The sequence below is a fragment of the uncultured Paraglaciecola sp. genome (assembly GCF_963977085.1).
Taxonomy (GTDB): Bacteria; Pseudomonadota; Gammaproteobacteria; order Enterobacterales; family Alteromonadaceae; genus Paraglaciecola.
On the sequence record NZ_CAXBNC010000016.1, the window covers coordinates 74,654 to 92,424 of the forward strand.

At 40.2% G+C, this 17,771-nt stretch carries 13 protein-coding genes and 1 tRNA gene; 4 read left to right on the plus strand and 10 right to left on the minus strand.

Going from position 1 to position 17,771, the window contains the following annotated elements; genetic code table 11:
• Positions 1-790 precede the first annotated feature (790 nt).
• Together AAC000_RS16865 and AAC000_RS16870 are read left to right on the plus strand one after the other, a co-directional pair.
• Complete coding sequence (locus AAC000_RS16865) at positions 791-2,887, plus strand: toll/interleukin-1 receptor domain-containing protein (protein ID WP_339724277.1); 2,097 nt, start codon at positions 791-793, stop codon at positions 2,885-2,887.
• Positions 2,887-4,791, plus strand: coding sequence for a hypothetical protein (locus AAC000_RS16870; protein ID WP_339724279.1), 1,905 nt, complete (start codon positions 2,887-2,889; stop codon positions 4,789-4,791). The genes AAC000_RS16865 and AAC000_RS16870 overlap by 1 nt, the downstream gene beginning before the upstream one ends.
• Before the next feature lie 280 nt (positions 4,792-5,071).
• Here the strand turns inward: AAC000_RS16870 and rpsO are convergent, their stop codons facing one another.
• The 10 genes from rpsO to AAC000_RS16920 all read right to left on the minus strand — a co-directional run bounded on the left by rpsO (position 5,072) and on the right by AAC000_RS16920 (position 15,968).
• Positions 5,072-5,341 (minus strand): 30S ribosomal protein S15, encoded by a 270-nt coding sequence (gene rpsO, locus AAC000_RS16875; protein WP_339724280.1) that lies wholly within the window; start codon positions 5,339-5,341, stop codon positions 5,072-5,074.
• Between the two features lie 146 nt (positions 5,342-5,487).
• Entirely contained in the window at positions 5,488-6,447 is a 960-nt protein-coding gene (truB, locus tag AAC000_RS16880; RefSeq protein WP_339724281.1) for a tRNA pseudouridine(55) synthase TruB, read from the minus strand.
• Positions 6,448-6,452: 5 nt separating this feature from the next.
• Positions 6,453-6,881 (minus strand): 30S ribosome-binding factor RbfA, encoded by a 429-nt coding sequence (gene rbfA / locus AAC000_RS16885; protein WP_339724282.1) that lies wholly within the window; start codon positions 6,879-6,881, stop codon positions 6,453-6,455.
• Positions 6,882-6,981: 100 nt separating this feature from the next.
• On the minus strand, positions 6,982-9,582 hold the full coding sequence (gene infB / locus AAC000_RS16890) for a translation initiation factor IF-2 (protein WP_339724284.1): 2,601 nt from the start codon (positions 9,580-9,582) through the stop codon (positions 6,982-6,984).
• A gap of 21 nt (positions 9,583-9,603) precedes the next feature.
• The gene (gene nusA, locus AAC000_RS16895) at positions 9,604-11,097 is read right to left on the minus strand and encodes a transcription termination factor NusA (RefSeq protein ID WP_339724286.1); all 1,494 of its coding nucleotides are present in this window, start codon (positions 11,095-11,097) and stop codon (positions 9,604-9,606) included.
• A gap of 51 nt (positions 11,098-11,148) precedes the next feature.
• Positions 11,149-11,607, minus strand: coding sequence for a ribosome maturation factor RimP (gene rimP / locus AAC000_RS16900; protein WP_339724288.1), 459 nt, complete (start codon positions 11,605-11,607; stop codon positions 11,149-11,151).
• A 153-nt stretch (positions 11,608-11,760) separates the two neighbouring features.
• A tRNA-Met gene (locus AAC000_RS16905) sits at positions 11,761-11,837 on the minus strand.
• 226 nt (positions 11,838-12,063) lie between these two features.
• Complete coding sequence (locus AAC000_RS16910; RefSeq protein WP_339724290.1) at positions 12,064-12,369, minus strand: 4a-hydroxytetrahydrobiopterin dehydratase; 306 nt, start codon at positions 12,367-12,369, stop codon at positions 12,064-12,066.
• Positions 12,370-12,540: 171 nt separating this feature from the next.
• Positions 12,541-15,225: a TonB-dependent receptor gene (locus AAC000_RS16915; RefSeq protein ID WP_339724292.1), complete on the minus strand. Its 2,685-nt coding sequence runs from the start codon at positions 15,223-15,225 to the stop codon at positions 12,541-12,543.
• Positions 15,226-15,515: 290 nt separating this feature from the next.
• Positions 15,516-15,968 carry a MaoC family dehydratase gene (locus AAC000_RS16920; RefSeq protein WP_339724294.1) on the minus strand — a complete coding sequence of 151 codons (453 nt, stop codon included), beginning with the start codon at positions 15,966-15,968 and terminating at the stop codon, positions 15,516-15,518.
• A 141-nt stretch (positions 15,969-16,109) separates the two neighbouring features.
• On the opposite strand from AAC000_RS16920, the gene AAC000_RS16925 reads away from it, so the two are divergent.
• Positions 16,110-17,012, plus strand: a complete 903-nt coding sequence (locus AAC000_RS16925; protein ID WP_339724296.1) for a LysR family transcriptional regulator — start codon at positions 16,110-16,112, stop codon at positions 17,010-17,012.
• 259 nt (positions 17,013-17,271) lie between these two features.
• Entirely contained in the window at positions 17,272-17,667 is a 396-nt protein-coding gene (locus AAC000_RS16930; RefSeq protein ID WP_339721769.1) for a DUF3718 domain-containing protein, read from the plus strand.
• Positions 17,668-17,771 lie beyond the last annotated feature (104 nt).

Sequence of the window (17,771 nt, forward strand, 5' to 3'; positions counted from 1 at the left end):
AATAACAAGACAATATTAAGATGGAATCAGTAGTTATCTTTCATTACACCTCTCAATTGTAAAATAAGTGTAAACAAATAACGGCAGAAAATGAGTCAACATTGAGCTAGAATTTTATATCAATAGCACAAACTAATAAGTGTCTTTATCAAAATGTAGCAGCGCACTAAATCCCCCCACCAAGGCAGATGCCCTCCTATACTGGCATTATCTTAAAAATCATTGGTATTCCACGTCAATCATTTGCGGGATAAAACACACCATCCTTATAGTAATATTGATAAATAGATATTCATCAATATTAAAAATAGCGCTCTTAATTAGGTGAAACTAGATTCTTAGAAAACACAACAACCCGATAAGCGACCACCATGTAGGAGTAAGAAGCAAGGTGGAATAATTCAAGAACAATTTTAGAAAAGTTAAGATGCCGATCATCATGAATGCGTAATTGTGTAAGTTAAAAATTGTTCTTCTTTTAAGAAGTAGAACTTAAATCCCCCGCTTAACTCCAACATCCAAATGTTTGTAGTTTCGATTTCCATTAAGCCAATTACTATTTTCAGCAGTAAAAAATAACTTTATTTACAAAAGTTTTTGAAGGCGGGAAAGCAGTCCCTGAACCATTAAAGATGGATTTTGGCTAGCTAAAATCCAATGCAATTTGTTGTAAGGCATTGTTTTACAATACTTTTACTGTTTTATTATAATGAAAACATTGGTAATTATCGGCATTCAACCAAACCTATTTTTCAGTGGACAAGAAATAGATTGTATATTGGTATGCAAAATGAAAGACTTTGAGAAAACCTTATCAGCGAATGGAAGCAGTATGTCAATCAAGCCAACCGAACAACCTACTTACGATGCTTTTATAAGTTACGCTTCGCAGAATCAACAAGAAGCCGATGAACTTTGTGCATTTTTAGAAAGTAGAGGTTTAACTTGTTGGATTGCTTCACGTAATGTGCGTCCCAGCAGAGACTATTCCGAAGAAATAATCGAAGGCGTGATAAACTCTAAAAGCCTTATTTTACTGCTATCGGAACACGTAGAACGCTCAATCTATGTTAAGCGAGAAGTAGAGCGCGCCACCAGTTATAACCGTAAAATTTTCACAATCCGATTGGAAGAAATATCTGTACCACGTTCCCTCGAACTTTTCCTTGGGCTTCCACATTGGGTCGATAACTGGACTGCGGATTATCCGCAAAAATTAGAAGCCATTGTCGCTGAGATTAATAATACCACTATAGTTACAGGGCCTATTGATGGTCCCACTTTATTTCAGCACATTAGTCGATTTATCCTTAAAAATGTTCTCGCTGTGGTATCAACAGCTATATTGTTATTGTTCGCTTTTTATTTTATCAGCCAAAGACAATCACAGCCGGATTTGCCAACACCACTGTCTTCGTTAAGTGAATTGGAAACCAGCCACTTCAATATCAAAGTAACTAGGGCATACAGCGGCGGCTCTATTACACTTCAATTAGATGGGCTAAGAGGGCTAATGATGAGCCCCGCAATTAACACAAAACAGTTCGAAGTGACTTTTGATTTTGACAACGGGCAACAAAACACGTCCATTCAATCATTGCTGAACACTAAAGTAAAAATAGATGAAAGCCTGCCTGCTGCTTCAGAAGTTGCTGTCACTCTGCGTGACTTAGAGGATGGCAGTAGAAGTGACGAGATGACATTTTCAACACCACAAATTAAACGAATTATCGAAGAAGGTAAATTCAAAGACATTACACAATTAAAAGAAAAACTGAAAAACTCGTCATTATTAAAATGTAATGCATCAATGAATTACGCTTCGGGATTCATGCTTTGCCACGTTGGCAGTTTAACCCAAATAGAAACACTGACCAGCCTACAACCGGTGGTTAGTAAAATGACCTTTGGATTTAGTGCAAATAAACTCAACAACATTTTATTCTTGGATCCTTTAGAAGCTAAAGGTGATCTTGCCGTGACGACCAATGAAAAGGGTCAAATGACAATTTTCCTACCACGGCTCGGGAAAAACCTCTTCTATCAATTTATTTTTGCCGATGGTGATATTAGTAACGTAAAAGAAACTGGTGTGGACGTTAATGCTTCGAACGCTCGCAGACTACACAGCAATGACATAAACGCACCAGCACTTTTTTTGACCAATGCAATGAATCGATTTTTCGGTATATTGGCCCCAGTGACTAACGAGTACTTTAGCAAAATAATCTGGAGTCAATATCCAGGAATTGACAACGAAATGTTAAGTACAAACGGTTTTTATCATACTAAAGATATTAGTTTTTCGGATATTGAAGCGGCAGACAATATTAGCCTGACCTACTATTCAAACAACGGGAACAAAGCCACATATCGCTATCAGTTTGAACAAAAAAAGGCGATATCAAATGCACGTCTCACCAAAATTAAAGCCAAGCCAGAATCACTTATTGGTTGCAACGAGTGGGGATGCAGCTTTGTTTGGCTTCAGGCTAACCAAGAAGATATAGACCTCATTAAAGACATTTATGTTGGTCTGGATGCTAGGCAGATGCTCTCTATCAGTAAGGATGATTTGGCTCCGCTGATAGCGCATATGGAATTACTCCGTCAGCCATTATATAACAAAGAAAAAGCTAAAAATGCTAACAAGCCAAAGAGTACGCTGTCATTTGGTACACCGGTTAATGTTCGTGGCACAACACTACTGCAACGACTTGAGAAATCGTCTGAAATTAACGTCAATACCACGTGGAAGCAGCGCCAAGACACGCGCACCTCCTCTATTTTTCACTACACATGGCCTGTCAGCCCTCTATTTATAAGAATAGATTGGACAGATGGAACATCATCAAAACCACTAGTATATAAAGTCCCTTTTAAGTAATGAGTAGAAAACTTCCACTACTGCTTGGTATTACCGGCCATCGGGACGCACAAGTTCAAGATAAACAAGGTCAACTCGACCCCATCAAGCTGACCGAAAAAATCAAGCTTACTTTACAAAGATGGCGTAAAGAAGTCGGTAACGACACGCCTATATGGCTAATGACAGGTATGGCAGTTGGCCCAGATTTGCTCGCTATAGAAGCCATTGAGTCACTAATGGAAGAATCAGTCCAATGGAACAGTTTAAATACCGATGTTATTCCTGTTTTGCCCATGCCCCGCGAGCATTTTTTAAAAGATTTTTCTGAGGCTGATCACGAAAGTCAGGTATGTTGCGAGTATTATCTAAATAAATATCTACACAATTTAATTGTAGTCACGCCTGAGCTGGCAGCAGAAGATCTTGATTACGCCTATCATGATCTGAATTATGGTCAGCTACGAAATACCCTTTATTTAAATCAGGGCGCATTCTTAAGTCGTTATAGTAATGTATTGATAGCGGTTTGGGATGGGCAGGATACGGACAGCCAAGGCGGCACGGCAGATGTGGTAAAAATGAAGTGTGGTATGACGCACTCCGCAGAAAATTTTATCCACCCTAGTCTGCGCAATGTCAGCCGTTTTGATGGTCAAAATGGCGGCTTAGTCGAACATATTCACGTCACACGCCAAAGTGAACATAGCGGTGAGCCTATCACCGCCACCTTTCGGCATTTTGAAACTGAAGAAAATAATGCGGCAACCTCTCTTTATGTTTGCCACGACTGTACCTCGTCTAAACATTCAGCATTATTGAAATCCCTTCGCCAAGAATTTTCGGCATTAATTCATCAACTTAAACACTTTAATAGCCGCCAACCTATTACTGCTTCACCGGTTGATCCTGTTAATGAAAAAGGGCTTGGGGAAGTGGCAGGAATATTCGCAGAAGCTGATTTAGCCGCCCTAACTGCGCAGAAACGTTATCGCACGCAAATAAAATGGTTCATGTTCACCGCTTTTATTGGCTTGATGGGCTATGAGATAGTATCAAACCTGCTCAATACTGCAGCGGGGATCGGAATTACATTGCTTATTTTACTCTTTGTTGCAACATCCGCTTTGCTTATTTACTGGTCGAAAAAAGCCAAACACAAGTGGCACTATCAATTAAATCGGATGGTCGCCGAAGCCCTTCGATTACGGTGTTTTTTAAATTTGGGAGGTGTTCCGCCCACAACAAAACCAATGATGCCAAGACGCTACCGCGCTATTTTTCCTATCGTCACTCAAGCTATTTCAGTTGCAGAGATGATATGGTGGCAAAAGAACATCGACCTGAATATTGCAGATATAAAGAAATACTGGGTTGATGACCAAATAAATTACCTTGAACGTAAGCTGGTAGATACACCGCTTTCATTAAAAGAATCTCCGTCGTGGTTGCATGCCCATCCTAAGATGGCAATGAAAAGATTTTCAGGAATTTCAAAAATTTTATTCAGTTTCGCATTAGCAATTGGGTTAGGGATGCTGACAATGCAAATTACATTGCTAGTTGCCAATCCTGACTTTTCTTTAACCAGTACTGTAAGCAGCTGTAAGGTTATTGACTCTTCGAGCAAGATAGTTTTAGGATTTTGGTGCCAATGGAATTATCTTATTATGTTAGCTGTTCAGTTTCTAGTCATGCTTGGTGGGGTTATTGCGCTATGGATAGAGTTAGCGAATTATCAAGCGTCTACCGCAGGTTTTGAAAGTATGTTACAGCTTTATCTAAAGGTACAAGCACTGATGGCAGAAGACCAGCTGTCTGACAACGAAATGAAAATGCTACTGAACGAACTATCCCGTGAAGCAATGCAAGAGCATATAGAGTGGAATTTCTCAGAAGCAGAAAGCGACCTGGCCAGCCGTTAAATAAAACGAATCAGCGAACTTTTATCGTTGATTAACAAGTTTCCTCGTTTTTTGAGTAAAGTCTAGCCACCTCCCTTTAGTATTTACTAGTCTAGCTTAAGCGTTTTAAATCCTTTCTCAGATAAAATTCAATGTCGTTAAGCGTCAGGACTTAGGGTAAAACTAAATTAGACATCTTAAACAATCGAAGCTCTAATCGCGCCCTAGTCATCTATTTTGCACCTTTTCTCTCAGACATAAAAAAAGACGCTTTCGCGTCTTTTTTGTAAGCTTAAGTCGATTAACGACGTAGGCCTAAACGTTTAATAAGATCTTGATAACGTTCGGTGTTTTTACCTTTAAGGTAATCAAGTAACTTACGACGTTGGCTAACCATGCGAAGCAGTCCACGACGTGAGTGGTGGTCTTTCTTATGATCCGCAAAGTGACCTTGTAATTTATTGATGTTGCTAGTTAACAAAGCGACTTGCACTTCAGGAGAACCTGTATCGCCTTCTTTAACCGCATATTCAGCAATGATTGTTGCCGTTTCTTGTGTACTTAGTGACATAATTTTCTCCAATAAATAAGAGTTTAAAGATACAACCCGCCAATCACTAATTCAGCGAGTCAAAAAAGAGCGCGTATTATAGCGACGCTAAACTTAATAACAAGTTTTATATCGGCAAATATCACACTTATACAAAATCTAAATAATTAGCCGTAAACAACGGAGCGTTTAGGGGCAACTTTACCGTCAGGATCTATAAAACCAACTCCTAAAAACAAGCCACTGTCCTTGCTATACACACGAATTAATGAATTTTCAGCATATTCAGTCGAGCCAATAAAATTCACTGGATTACCATTTCTAAAAAAGCCTTCGGCAATTTGTTCTACTGTAACCGATTCAAGTGTTTTAACGGCAGAATCCATCGGCATTAATAACTGATCCAATACAGTAAAAGTTTGGTCATCTAATAAATCTGCGGTGTCGTTGTCAATTTCGTCTCTGAGCGCTTGCAATGACGCCATTGTTATCATTCTATCGGCTGGGTAATCTGTCACTTGGGTACGATGCAACTTACTCACATAAGCACCACATCCCAATACCTGCCCAAGATCATCCACCAAAGAACGAATATAAGTACCTTTACTACTGTGTACAGTCATATCCACTTCATCCGTTTCAAATCTGTCAATGGATAAACTAAATATTGTGATATCTCTGGCTTCCCTTGGTATATCGATACCTTGACGGGCATAAAAATACAGTGGTTTACCTTGATGTTTTAAGGCGGAGAACATAGAAGGCACTTGCTTAATAGGCCCTTTAAACTGTTCACAGGCGGCAATCAACTCTGCTTCAGTTACATTGACGGGGTGTGTTTCAACCACCTCACCATCGGCATCTGACGTAGTGGTGCGCACCCCAAGTTTAGCGGTAACCTGATAAGTTTTATCTGTATCCAATAAAAACTGTGAGAATTTTGTCGCCTCACCTAAACAAATCGGCAACATCCCAGTCGCTAGCGGATCTAACGCACCGGTATGCCCCGCTTTTGCTGCGTTGAACATACGTTTAACTTGTTGTAATGCGTGGTTAGATGACAGTCCTAAGCCTTTATCCAACAGTAAAATGCCGTTAACGGCACGACCTTTTCTTTTTCTGGCCATAACAACTACTTTTGCTTACCTTCATCTGACTCTTGATCGTCAAGTGAACGACCTGCTAATTTTGCCCGCTCGGCGTCTTTATTTAAGGTTTCACTTACTAAATTAGCAATTCGTATACCTTCAGCCAATGAGCCATCTCGAACAAATTTTACTGCAGGTACTGCTCGCATACGCATACGACTGGCTAACAATGTGCGAATAAATCCTTTGTTGTCTTCAAGAATAGCTAAATAATGTTTAACTTGTTCTTCGTCATTTTCAAAGAATGTCACATAGATTTTTGCGTGGGCTAAATCTCGTGATACTTCAACACCCGCTACGGTAACCATACCAAGGCGAGGATCTCGGTTCTTAAATTCATTCTGTAAAATGCTGGCGATTTCTTTATGAATTTGTTGGCCGACTCGGTCGGTCCTAGAAAATTCTCTTGCCATTTGTTGTTTCTCCCAACACTCACGTGTCTTTTGCAAACAAAACGGAGGCCGAAGCCCCCGTTTATTCAACTGTAATTAAAACTTGTTAAACCTATAAATGTTATAGTTCGCGCTTAACTTCAACGGTTTCAAATACTTCGATTTGGTCGCCAGCTTTAACATCATTATAGTTCTTCACACCAATACCACATTCCACCCCGTTACGGACTTCTTGTACATCGTCTTTGAAGCGTCTAAGTGATTCTAGTTCACCTTCGTAAATTACTACGTTGTCACGTAATACGCGGATAGGACTGCTACGTTTAACGATACCTTCAGTCACCATACAACCAGCGATAGCACCAATTTTAGGCGATTTGAACACATCACGTACTTCAGCTAAACCGATAATCTCTTGTCTGAATTCAGGTGCTAACATGCCACTCATGGCTTGTTTCACTTCATCAATCAATTGATAAATAATGCTGTAGTAACGTAAGTCAATCTCTTCTGTATCTATTACTTTACGAGCAGAAGCGTCAGCACGAACGTTAAAACCAACCACAATTGCGCCTGAAGCGGCAGCTAAACTAGCGTCGGTTTCAGTAATTCCACCTACACCGCTACCAACAATATTGACTTTCACTTCATCAGTTGACAATTTAGTCAAAGATTCAGATATAGCTTGAACAGAACCTTGAACATCGGCTTTAAGTACCACATTTAACTCGCTAACATCGCCCGCTTCCATATTGGCAAACATGTTTTCAAGTTTAGCTTTCTGTTGTTTAGCTAATTTTAATTCTCGTTGCTTAGTATGACGTTTAGTGGCTACTTCACGGGCTTTACGCTCGTCTTGCACCACTATGGCAGTTTCACCAGCAATAGGTACACCTGATAAACCTAGTATTTCTACTGGCGTTGACGGACCTGCGACTTTTACATCTTTACCATTTTCATCTCGCATGGCACGAATACGTCCGTATTCTTCACCACACAACATAATATCACCAGCACGAAGCTCACCTTCTTGGATAAGCACAGAGGCAACAGGTCCACGACCTTTATCTAGACGGGATTCAATGACAATACCTTTAGCAGGTCCTGTAGGCACAGCTTGTAAGTCTAACACTTCGGCTTGTAAGCTAATTGCTTCTAATAACTCATCAATACCTTGGCCAGTTTTGGCTGAAACATTAACGAATTGATGCTCACCGCCCCACTCTTCTGAAATCACTTCCAGCTGCGACAATTCAGTTTTAACTCTGTCTAAGTCGGCCGCTTCTTTATCAATTTTGTTAACAGCAACAATTAAAGGTACACCAGCAGCTTTTGCATGTTGTACGGCTTCTTTTGTTTGTGGCATTACACCATCATCGGCAGCCACAACCAAAATAACAATATCTGTTGCTACTGCACCACGTGCTCGCATTGCAGTAAACGCGGCATGTCCAGGCGTATCTAGAAATGCGATACGACCACTATCTGTTTCAACGCTATATGCGCCTATGTGCTGCGTAATACCGCCGGCTTCACCATCTGCAACTTTTGCACGACGAATGTAATCTAACAATGAGGTTTTACCATGGTCAACGTGACCCATTATTGTGACTACTGGTGCACGAGAAGACTTCTTGCCACCTGATGCGTCAGCAATCAACTCATCTTCAAGGGCATTATCGTTAACCAATTCGTATTTATGACCCATTTCTTCTACTACTAATACAGCAGTTTCTTGATCAAGTACGTGGTTAATTGTCACCATTTCACCCATCTTCATTAGGGCTTTAATGACTTCAGTGGCTTTAATCGCTAATTTGCTACCCAGTTCACTTACTGTGATAGTTTCACCTAAACGAACAACTCGCTCAACAGGCTGAGCTGGTTTATTAAAGGCATGCTTCAATTCAGAACCCGCATTTTTCTTAGATTTTTTACGTCTACGTCCACCAAGTTCTGTTTTGATGTCATCTGCATCTTCGGCTTCTTGCGCGTAGCGATTTGAGTGAACGTGCACTTCTTCTTTTTCTTGTTTCTTACGACGTTCTTCTTCTTCTTTCCAGCGACGAGAATTTTCTTCAGCTAATTTTTTAGCTTCTTGTGCTGCCTTTTTAGCATCTTCTTCAAGCTTGCGTTGAATTTCTTCTTCTTGTGTTTTGCGAAGCTTTTCGGCTTCTACACGAGTACGCTCTTGCTCTGCTTTTTCTTCTGGACTTAACGCTGACTCTTCAGCAACGCGCGCTTCTTTGGCTTTTTCAGCACGGGCTACACGTTCAGCCTCTGCTTTCGCTTTAGCTTCAGCGGCTTTTTGAATTTTTTCCTCAGCAGCTAATTTTGCTTTTTCAGCAGCTTGCTTTTCAGCTTCAAGCTTAGCTTGTTGTTCTTCGGCTAACCGTTTAGCTTCTTCTTCAGCCATTTTAGCTTCTTCAACATCAGAACGTTTAACGTAAGTACGTTTCTTGCGCACTTCAACGGTCACAGCTTTAGACTTGCCGACACTCAAAGTACTAGTTGTTTTGCGCTGTAACGTCATACGTTTAGGCGCTTCTGAACCTGTTCCACCGTGCTGCTTGCTTAAAAAGTCTAATAAAATGCGTTTTTCGTCTTCAGTTACATCATTGCCGGCAACTTTATCAATACCGGCACTTTTAAATTGCTGAACCAAACGGTCAACGGTCGTACCTATATCAGTGGCAAGTTTTTCTATGGATACTTCTGCCATATGGGAATTCCTCCTGTTGACCTATTCTTCGTTGAACCAAACGATATTACGAGCGGCCATGATTAACTCACCGGCTTTCTCTTCGCTTAATTCTTCTATATCTGAAATCTCATCGGTACCTTGTTCTGCAAGGCCTTCAAGATCTGTAATGCCGCGACTTGCTAGTGTATAGGCAACATGTCTGTCCATACCCACAAGATTTAACAGCTCTTCTTTAGGCTCTGCAGCCTCAAGGGTTTCTTCTGTAGCTAATGCACGAGTCGTTAAGGTCGCACGAGCACGATTACGTAACTCTTCAACCATCTCTTCATCTAATCCTTCGATGTCAAGTAACTCGTTAATTGGCACATAGGCTATTTCTTCAAGTGTAGTGAAACCTTCGTCCACCAAAATAGAAGCAAAATCTTCATCTATATCTAAACCAGCAGTAAACACTGTTAAGACCTTAGCGTTTTCTTCTTCATGTTTGGCAGATAAGTCTTCTACTGTCATGACGTTTAATTCCCAGCCTGTTAATTGACTAGCTAATCTAACGTTTTGACCACTACGACCAATGGCTTGTGCCAAATTATCTGCTTCAACCGCCACATCCATTGAATGTTTGTCTTCATCGAGCACTATTGAAGCAACTTCCGCTGGTGCCATAGCATTAATCACAAACTGTGCAGGGTTATCATCCCAAAGTACAATATCAACACGCTCACCACTAAGTTCGCCGGAAACGGCTTGAACACGTGATCCTCGCATACCAACACAAGCCCCCACAGGGTCTAAACGTTTGTCGTTAGTTTTAACGGCAATTTTAGCTCTTGAGCCTGGATCCCGTGCAGCGGCCTTAATTTCCAAAGTCTCTTCGGCAATTTCTGGCACTTCAATGCGGAATAACTCCACTAACATATCTGGATGTGTACGACTAATAAATAGCTGTGCACCGCGTGCTTCTGGACGGATTACATACAGTAAACCACGTACTCTGTCGCCGGCACGGAATGTTTCACGAGGCAACATATCGTCACGGTAAATAACACCTTCAGCATTATTACCTAGGTCAATGATGACATTGTCACGATTCACTTTTTTAACTGTACCTGTGACTAATTCGCCAACACGATCTTCATACTCAGCTAATACTTGGTCACGTTCAGCTTCACGTACTTTCTGAACAATAACTTGTTTTGCTGTTTGTGTAGTGATCCTGTCAAAGGCGATAGATTCGATTTGTTCTTCAACAAACTCACCTACTTCTTTATTTGGCTCATCCATCTGGGCAGCAGACAATGACATTTCTGCCATAGGATTTTCTTGCTCATGATCATCAGCCACGACTAACCAACGGCGAAAAGTATCAAAACTTCCCGTTTCGCGATCAATACTAACGCGTACTTCGATTTCGCCTTCATTCTTCTTTTTGGTGGCGCTGGCGATAGCAAATTCTAACGCCTCGAAAATTTTTTCTCTTGGAACCTGTTTTTCGTTTGAAACGGCTTCAGCCACTAACAGAATTTCTTTATTCATTGTTGCCTCACTGATTACTCTTTTCCGACAGCTTTTGTCAGGTCGCTATCCTTAATCAAAAGATGGAACTAGATTACCTTTCTCTATATTCGCAATAGCCAAAACATGGGTTTGGTTATCAATTTCTAATGTTAGATTACCGGATTCGCAGGCTAACACTTTTCCTTTAAAATTACGTCTATCACCCATAGGTATTCTTAACTTAAGCGTCACAACTTCACCTAAACACTCAAGGTAGTGGGCTTCTTTAAATAAAGGCCTATCCATTCCTGGAGATGAGACTTCTAAGTTATATTCGGTACTGATTGGATCTTCAACATCCAGTACAGCACTGACTTGACGGCTTACCTCGGCACAATGTTCAACACCAATACCATCAGGATGATCAATAAAAATACGTAGCGTCGAATGTTTACCTGCACGTAAAAACTCTACGCCCACCATCTCAAAGCCTAACGCTTCAACAGGTGCGGTTAACATATCCGTCAGCTTTTGTTCGAGTTGCGACAAAATATTGCTCCAAAAACAAAAAAAGGGCCAAATGCCCAGAAACAGAACTAAAACTTTAAGTACAAAAAAACCCCGTACAAGCGGGGTTATTTGTTTCTGGACCCTAGTCCACTAATGTTACAAAAAACTGGCGAAAAGCCAAGTTTTAAAAAGTGGTTGCGGGAGCAGGATTTGAACCTACGACCTTCGGGTTATGAGCCCGACGAGCTACCAGACTGCTCCATCCCGCGCTTGAAATCTTCTTTGAGTTGGAAGTTATTGTTTGCTTCCACTCCTCAAGTGGGGCGTATTATACATAGCAAACTTTGTCACGCAAGGGGATAATACAGATAAATACCAAAAACATGTTTAACCGGTTAAATGCCGTACAATTCGTTGATTTAAGCAACGACCACTTCTTTGAGTATACTTGCCACAAATCTTCTCGATACTTGCTAAGAATGTACTTAGATACTTTTAGTTAAAAAACAACTCCATTTTTTCTGCAAGTTTAAAATCTAACTCGCTTATTCCACCGACATCATGAGTCGTAAGTTTAACTTCCACCTTATTGTATACATTAAACCACTCTGGATGATGGTTGAGTTTTTCCGCCCAGATAGCGATTTGTGACATCCAACCAAAAGCCCGTATAAAACTTTTAAATTTAAAACTTTTAACGAGTTTTCCCTCACAAACTTGCCAATGTGATAGCGCTTCTTTTTCTCGATTTAAGCTTATTAAAGCTTCAGTGATTTGCTCATGATTAAGTTTTTCTACCATTGTTTAGTTTCCTTTGTTGAGTCTTTTAGAAATCATCGTCCAAAACACAGATAAAAAAAAGATAAAGGTCAAAATTACCAAAAGGAAGGCTCGGAACAACTTCTTTACAAAAAAATCCCCAGATTTACTGGGGATTTGAGTTAACTTAAATAACTAAGATTGCGCTATTAGTTAAAACTCTACAGCCAATCGTGCGTAAATTTGACGACCACGCGGATCATGAACCTTAGAGTCAAACCCACTGTTGGTGAACACCTGAGGTGGATCTTCATCAGTGATATTTATACCACCAAGGGTCAAGACGTAATCTGTTTTGGTTTCAAAAATACTGCCTAGATTGACATTATATTGCATATCAATAGTCACATGGCTTTCTATTTCTTTAAATCCATCAGCACACCCCGACACACTTAAGGTTCCGTCAGCGCAATTTTGATCATCATCATAACTACTGATATAACGAACAAATATATTGGCAGAATGAGATTCATGCTGCCAATTCAGACCTAGGTTCATGCGCAATTCTGGAGATGACACACCTATGTTAGTAAAGTTTCGACGTCCGGCGGCATCAACACTTCCAGCTTGTGGATCATCTAAATCATATTTAGTGATATAGGTTGCATTGATATTAGGTGAAAAATCTCCCATTTCAGTGCTAATTTTGTAACTACTGACAAAATCTAGACCCGATGTTTCCAGCGAACTCGCATTCACATAAGTATTATTTACCTGTAAAAGTGGTCCAGTTAAAGGATCGCCCGCTCGAATAATACGCGTTGTATCTTGTGGATTTGCGGTCAACAAGGCTTGAGGATTTTCTTGAATGATTAAATTTTCAAACTCAAAATTCCAATAATCGACTTCAATTGACCAATCATCGACCGGCTCAAATGAAAAGCCTAGGTTATAGGCAGTTGATTCTTCAGGCTTAAGATCTTCATTACCCGCGGTTCTTACTGCAGCAAATGCGTTTGCTTCTTGAACTGGATCAGTTAATTGTTGTAAGGACGTGGCTCCACCATTAAGTAAGAATACAGTAGGCGCTCTAAACGAAGTAGATATTGATGCGCGAATCGAGAAGTCATCAGTGGCTCGCCAAGACATGGCTAGTTTAGGATCAACTGTATCACCAATATTACCGCCGTAATCTTCGTAACGTAAGGCTATTTGTACGTCTAAATCTGCAGTAACAGGTAAGGCTAATTCACCAAACATTGCCCACACATCTAATTCGCCAGAAAAGTCCGGGTTCCCAATAACAAAGGTAAAACTATCTTGGTTTGCTAATGCATCGTAGTCTTGCGATAACTTTTCTTCGCGGTATTGCATCCCAACTGCAAGACCAGCTGCGCCCCCAGACATTTCAAAAACATCGAAAGAAGCAAAGGCTTCAGCGACTTGCATTTCCGCTTTAGAATCAATTGTTTGTTCACCAGTAAAAGAGTCAACTACATATTGAGAATTAGGCGCTGTAGAATAGGAAGTTGAGAATGGATTGAAGTATTCACATAATCCTTCACCAGGCGTACCTGTTAACGGGTTACAACCCGAGCCTCCGAGCCCATTTAAAGCCAGGTTAAATTCGGTATTTAATACATCTGGTACTTTAAAGAAGAAATCATTGACCGCAGTTGTATAACTCGCCTCCCAAAATCCGTTATCTAACTCACCTTGCAGCATTGAGCTAAATCTAAAGGTATCTGATTCTGTATTTGCCGCGTCACCTTGAAAACCATTACCTTCAGCTCGACCAAAAAAAGCCATTTCTAATCCTAAGAAATTTTCTGGGTGGTCAGCAGGCACAACAGGAGAAGTTAATATAGGGAAGCTTGGTGCCCCCCCACGTTCAGCGCGATTACGCGCCAGACTAATCTCTGTCGTCCACGTGATGTCGTCAGTTAAATTGTAATCCGCTTTAACATAAGCATTCACTCTGGTTTCATCGGCAACATAACTATAATAAGGGCCAAAATCAAAACCACATAAGCCAATTTCAAGGCCAGGAATAGTGCCCGCAGGTGCTCTTCTGTCTAAGGTGCCACCGTATTCTTCACAGCCTGGATCAACAATAGGAATATTACCAAAAGCCGGAACAAAATAGGCTCCAGGATTCCCTAAAGCACTAGTGTCATCTTGTGGGCGGCTCAAACGACGATCAGAGATAAACAACGGAGATCGATTGGTATAACTAATTGCAGCTAAGACACTACTATCATCGCTAGTCGCTCCCCAAAGCCCTTGCAGAACATACTCTTTATTATCTCCATGAGCGCCATCTTGATAGTCAGCAGTTAATTTTGCCCCATCGTAATCTTGCTTTGTTATAAAGTTAACCACACCAGCTACCGCATCAGAGCCATAAAGAGCCGAGGCACCATCTTTCACTACCTCCATACGACCAATAGCAATCATAGGAACTAGTGAACTGGTATCAACAAAATTCAGACCGTCATTAGTTGGCTGAGCATTAACAACTTGCCTTTTGTTATTAAGCAATATCAATGTTGATGCAACCCCTAACCCTCTCAGGTTAATGTTGGATGTGCCTGCTGTTGCATTTTGAGTAAATGCATCTGGATTATTTTGTGCGCCAGTATTAATAGTGAGAGTTTGGGTAATATCACTAATATTTTTTGCACCGATTGAATCTATGGCAACCGCATCAACCACAGCCAAAGGTGATGGCGATTCAAAATTTTCACTGCGCCTTACAAAACTGCCCGTGACCATAATTAATTCAATTGCTTGTTCTTCTTTTACTTCTTGTTCTTGAGCTATAGCAATGTTACTCGCTACCAATAGCTGTGCAGAAACGGCCACAGCTAAGGTAGATAATTTTGTTTTCATTTGCATAATGTGTCCCCAATAGGTGAGCTATCGGATATTAAACAACCATCATTTGGACGGAATACGCCCAATAACCAAAACAAAGATTATTGAGCTATTTAATTCCAATAATATTATTATTACCTAAGTGCCTGAAAAACAATATTTTAGACACTCCACAATGATAGTAGGTTGAGGAACACATTATGTAAATTTAATGTTACTTATATGTGAATATTTATATATTATATGGTCAGACCAGAAGATTTTTTGTTTCATTTAAATAAACGTATTACGACTATTTTCTTGTATATTTTTTACTGAGCACCCACCAATAGGGTTAAAAATACCCCTTTCATGGCTGGTTTGCTTCTGCCTTCAATCTCAGCCGTGGTTTCAAAATAAAACAATTTCCCAGACGCTTTTTGCTCAGTCTTAAGTAAAGTTGAAACAAACCTTATCTTATCGTTAACACGAACAGGCTCAATAAATCTGATTTTGTCTACACCATAATTCAGCAACGACTGGTAAATGGGATCTGGTTGAATTGACTGGTACAGCGAATTTGGCATTAGAGTCACGGTTAAATACCCATGGGCAATAGTTGTCGCAAATGGGCTCTCTTTTTCGCAACGTTCTGGATCAACATGTATCCATTGATGATCATTTGTTGCTTTAGCAAACAAATCAATATCTGCTTGGGAGATGCTTATCCAATCTCCCACTGGAAGCTGCTCACCTATTGTTAGATCTAATAATTTTTTATTCATAAGATTACCCCTTTTATTTCATATTGCTTAAGCTTATCAAGTTTTGATATATCAATGTAATGAATATTAACTATACCTAAACATTGATTTAACTAATAAATAACGTATCCTGTTTGCAGATTTAATGTAAAGGTAGTGTTTATGAATTTGCACCGTATTGATTTAAACTTATTTGCTGTATTTGATGCGATTTACACAGCCGGCAGCTTAACTAAAGCTGCCGATGTGCTGTGTATTACGCAACCAGCAGTTAGCAACTCTTTAGCCCGCTTAAGAGAAATGCTGAACGATCCTTTGTTTGTGCGAACAGGGCACAGCATGACACCCACCCCTGTGGCGCAAAACATAATAGGGCCCGCTAGGGAAGCCTTAGGATTACTACGTAAAAGTGTGCAAGAAAGTCATATTTTCGATCCACTTAAGGCAGAAAAAACCTTCAATTTTGCTTGCCGAGATTTACTTGAAGTAAGTATTATCCCCCGGCTACTGGGGCAATTAGAAAAAAGCGCTCCAAAAATTTCTCTCACCAATTACGAGATTGAACGCAAAAATATTGTCTCTGCCATGGCCAGTGGAAATTTAGACTTTTACGCCGATGCTTCATCTTTTAGCGACCAACATTTATGTAAACAAAAAATAGCCCAAGATAGATTTGTTGTATTGGCACGTAAAAATCATCCCTCATTAGCTCAAGGGTTAAATATGGATGAGTTTTTACAACTTGGTCATATCAATGTATCCCATAGAAAAACCGGAGCTGGCCCCATAGACGTAGCATTAGACAAAGCCGGCGAAAAACGCAAAGTAGTCATGCGTAGCCAGCACTTTTTGACAGTGCCTTCCACTCTCGTAAAAACAGATTTGATTGCGTGTTTACCCTACCATCTTGCTAAACACTATGATTTGGCAATGTATGAATTACCATTTGAACTGCCGCCACTTGAATACTTTTTATATTGGCACATGAGTGCTGATTTAGATGATGCTCATATTTGGATGCGAGACCAAATTGCACAGGTTGCTCAAGCTTTTCACCCAGAATAGCTGATAGACACCCAAGAAAATTTTCTAGCTAGTTGAATTTAATCAGCCTACTTTGCGAGCAATTACATAAAGTAGGCTGATTAACTAAATTACATTTAAAACAATAAAACAGACAACGCGCTGAAATTCTTATCCAAGTTATCATTTCCCATACCCAAGTATCACCCCGCAGATTTTTTAATCAATTTAGATAGGTTTTAATAGCTCTATCGAAACGCAGCAAGGCTGCAAAATAAACTTAACCACGAGGAACTTAACCATGTTGAAAATAGTTAAAACTTCTATCGCTATCGCTACTATCTCTTTATTCACTGCGGGTAACGCACAAGCTGATGTAGGCGAAGCTTTACAAAATATCTGTACTATCGTTAAAGCAGATGACAAAGGCGAACTACGTAAAAAAATGAAACGTGTTCAGTCTGATTTTAGATTAAAACTGAAAGATTATTACACCGGTGTATCTTGTGGCGGTAACAGCCTTATTCGCACAGCCATGTTAAATAACGCTGTTGAAACAGGTACATTGATGGTGAAAAAAATGCCTAAAGGTGACTTAAGCTCACCAGAAAAAGACGGCAAAACTGTATTAGCTTGGGCTTCTGAGAATGGTTTAGAAGCATCACCTATCGTTGCTGCACTGAACGACAGGATTTAAGCGCAAAGAATTGTTCTAGAACGAACTTGGCTTCGGCCAGCGACACGTTCAACATGGTTGGTAAGTAGCATTCTTGTTAAACAGAAAACTGCTTACCATTTTTA

Excerpts from the sequence above, each read along its gene's own strand:
- AAC000_RS16865 (WP_339724277.1), top strand. The coding sequence starts at position 791 with ATGAAAGACTTTGAGAAAACCTTATCAGCGAATGGAAGCAGTATGTCA.
- AAC000_RS16870 (WP_339724279.1), top strand. The coding sequence starts at position 2,887 with ATGAGTAGAAAACTTCCACTACTGCTTGGTATTACCGGCCATCGGGAC.
- rpsO (WP_339724280.1), bottom strand. The coding sequence starts at position 5,341 with ATGTCACTAAGTACACAAGAAACGGCAACAATCATTGCTGAATATGCG.
- truB (WP_339724281.1), bottom strand. The coding sequence starts at position 6,447 with ATGGCCAGAAAAAGAAAAGGTCGTGCCGTTAACGGCATTTTACTGTTG.
- rbfA (WP_339724282.1), bottom strand. The coding sequence starts at position 6,881 with ATGGCAAGAGAATTTTCTAGGACCGACCGAGTCGGCCAACAAATTCAT.
- infB (WP_339724284.1), bottom strand. The coding sequence starts at position 9,582 with ATGGCAGAAGTATCCATAGAAAAACTTGCCACTGATATAGGTACGACC.
- nusA (WP_339724286.1), bottom strand. The coding sequence starts at position 11,097 with ATGAATAAAGAAATTCTGTTAGTGGCTGAAGCCGTTTCAAACGAAAAA.
- AAC000_RS16910 (WP_339724290.1), bottom strand. The coding sequence starts at position 12,369 with ATGGTAGAAAAACTTAATCATGAGCAAATCACTGAAGCTTTAATAAGC.
- AAC000_RS16915 (WP_339724292.1), bottom strand. The coding sequence starts at position 15,225 with ATGCAAATGAAAACAAAATTATCTACCTTAGCTGTGGCCGTTTCTGCA.
- AAC000_RS16920 (WP_339724294.1), bottom strand. The coding sequence starts at position 15,968 with ATGAATAAAAAATTATTAGATCTAACAATAGGTGAGCAGCTTCCAGTG.
- AAC000_RS16925 (WP_339724296.1), top strand. The coding sequence starts at position 16,110 with ATGAATTTGCACCGTATTGATTTAAACTTATTTGCTGTATTTGATGCG.
- AAC000_RS16930 (WP_339721769.1), top strand. The coding sequence starts at position 17,272 with ATGTTGAAAATAGTTAAAACTTCTATCGCTATCGCTACTATCTCTTTA.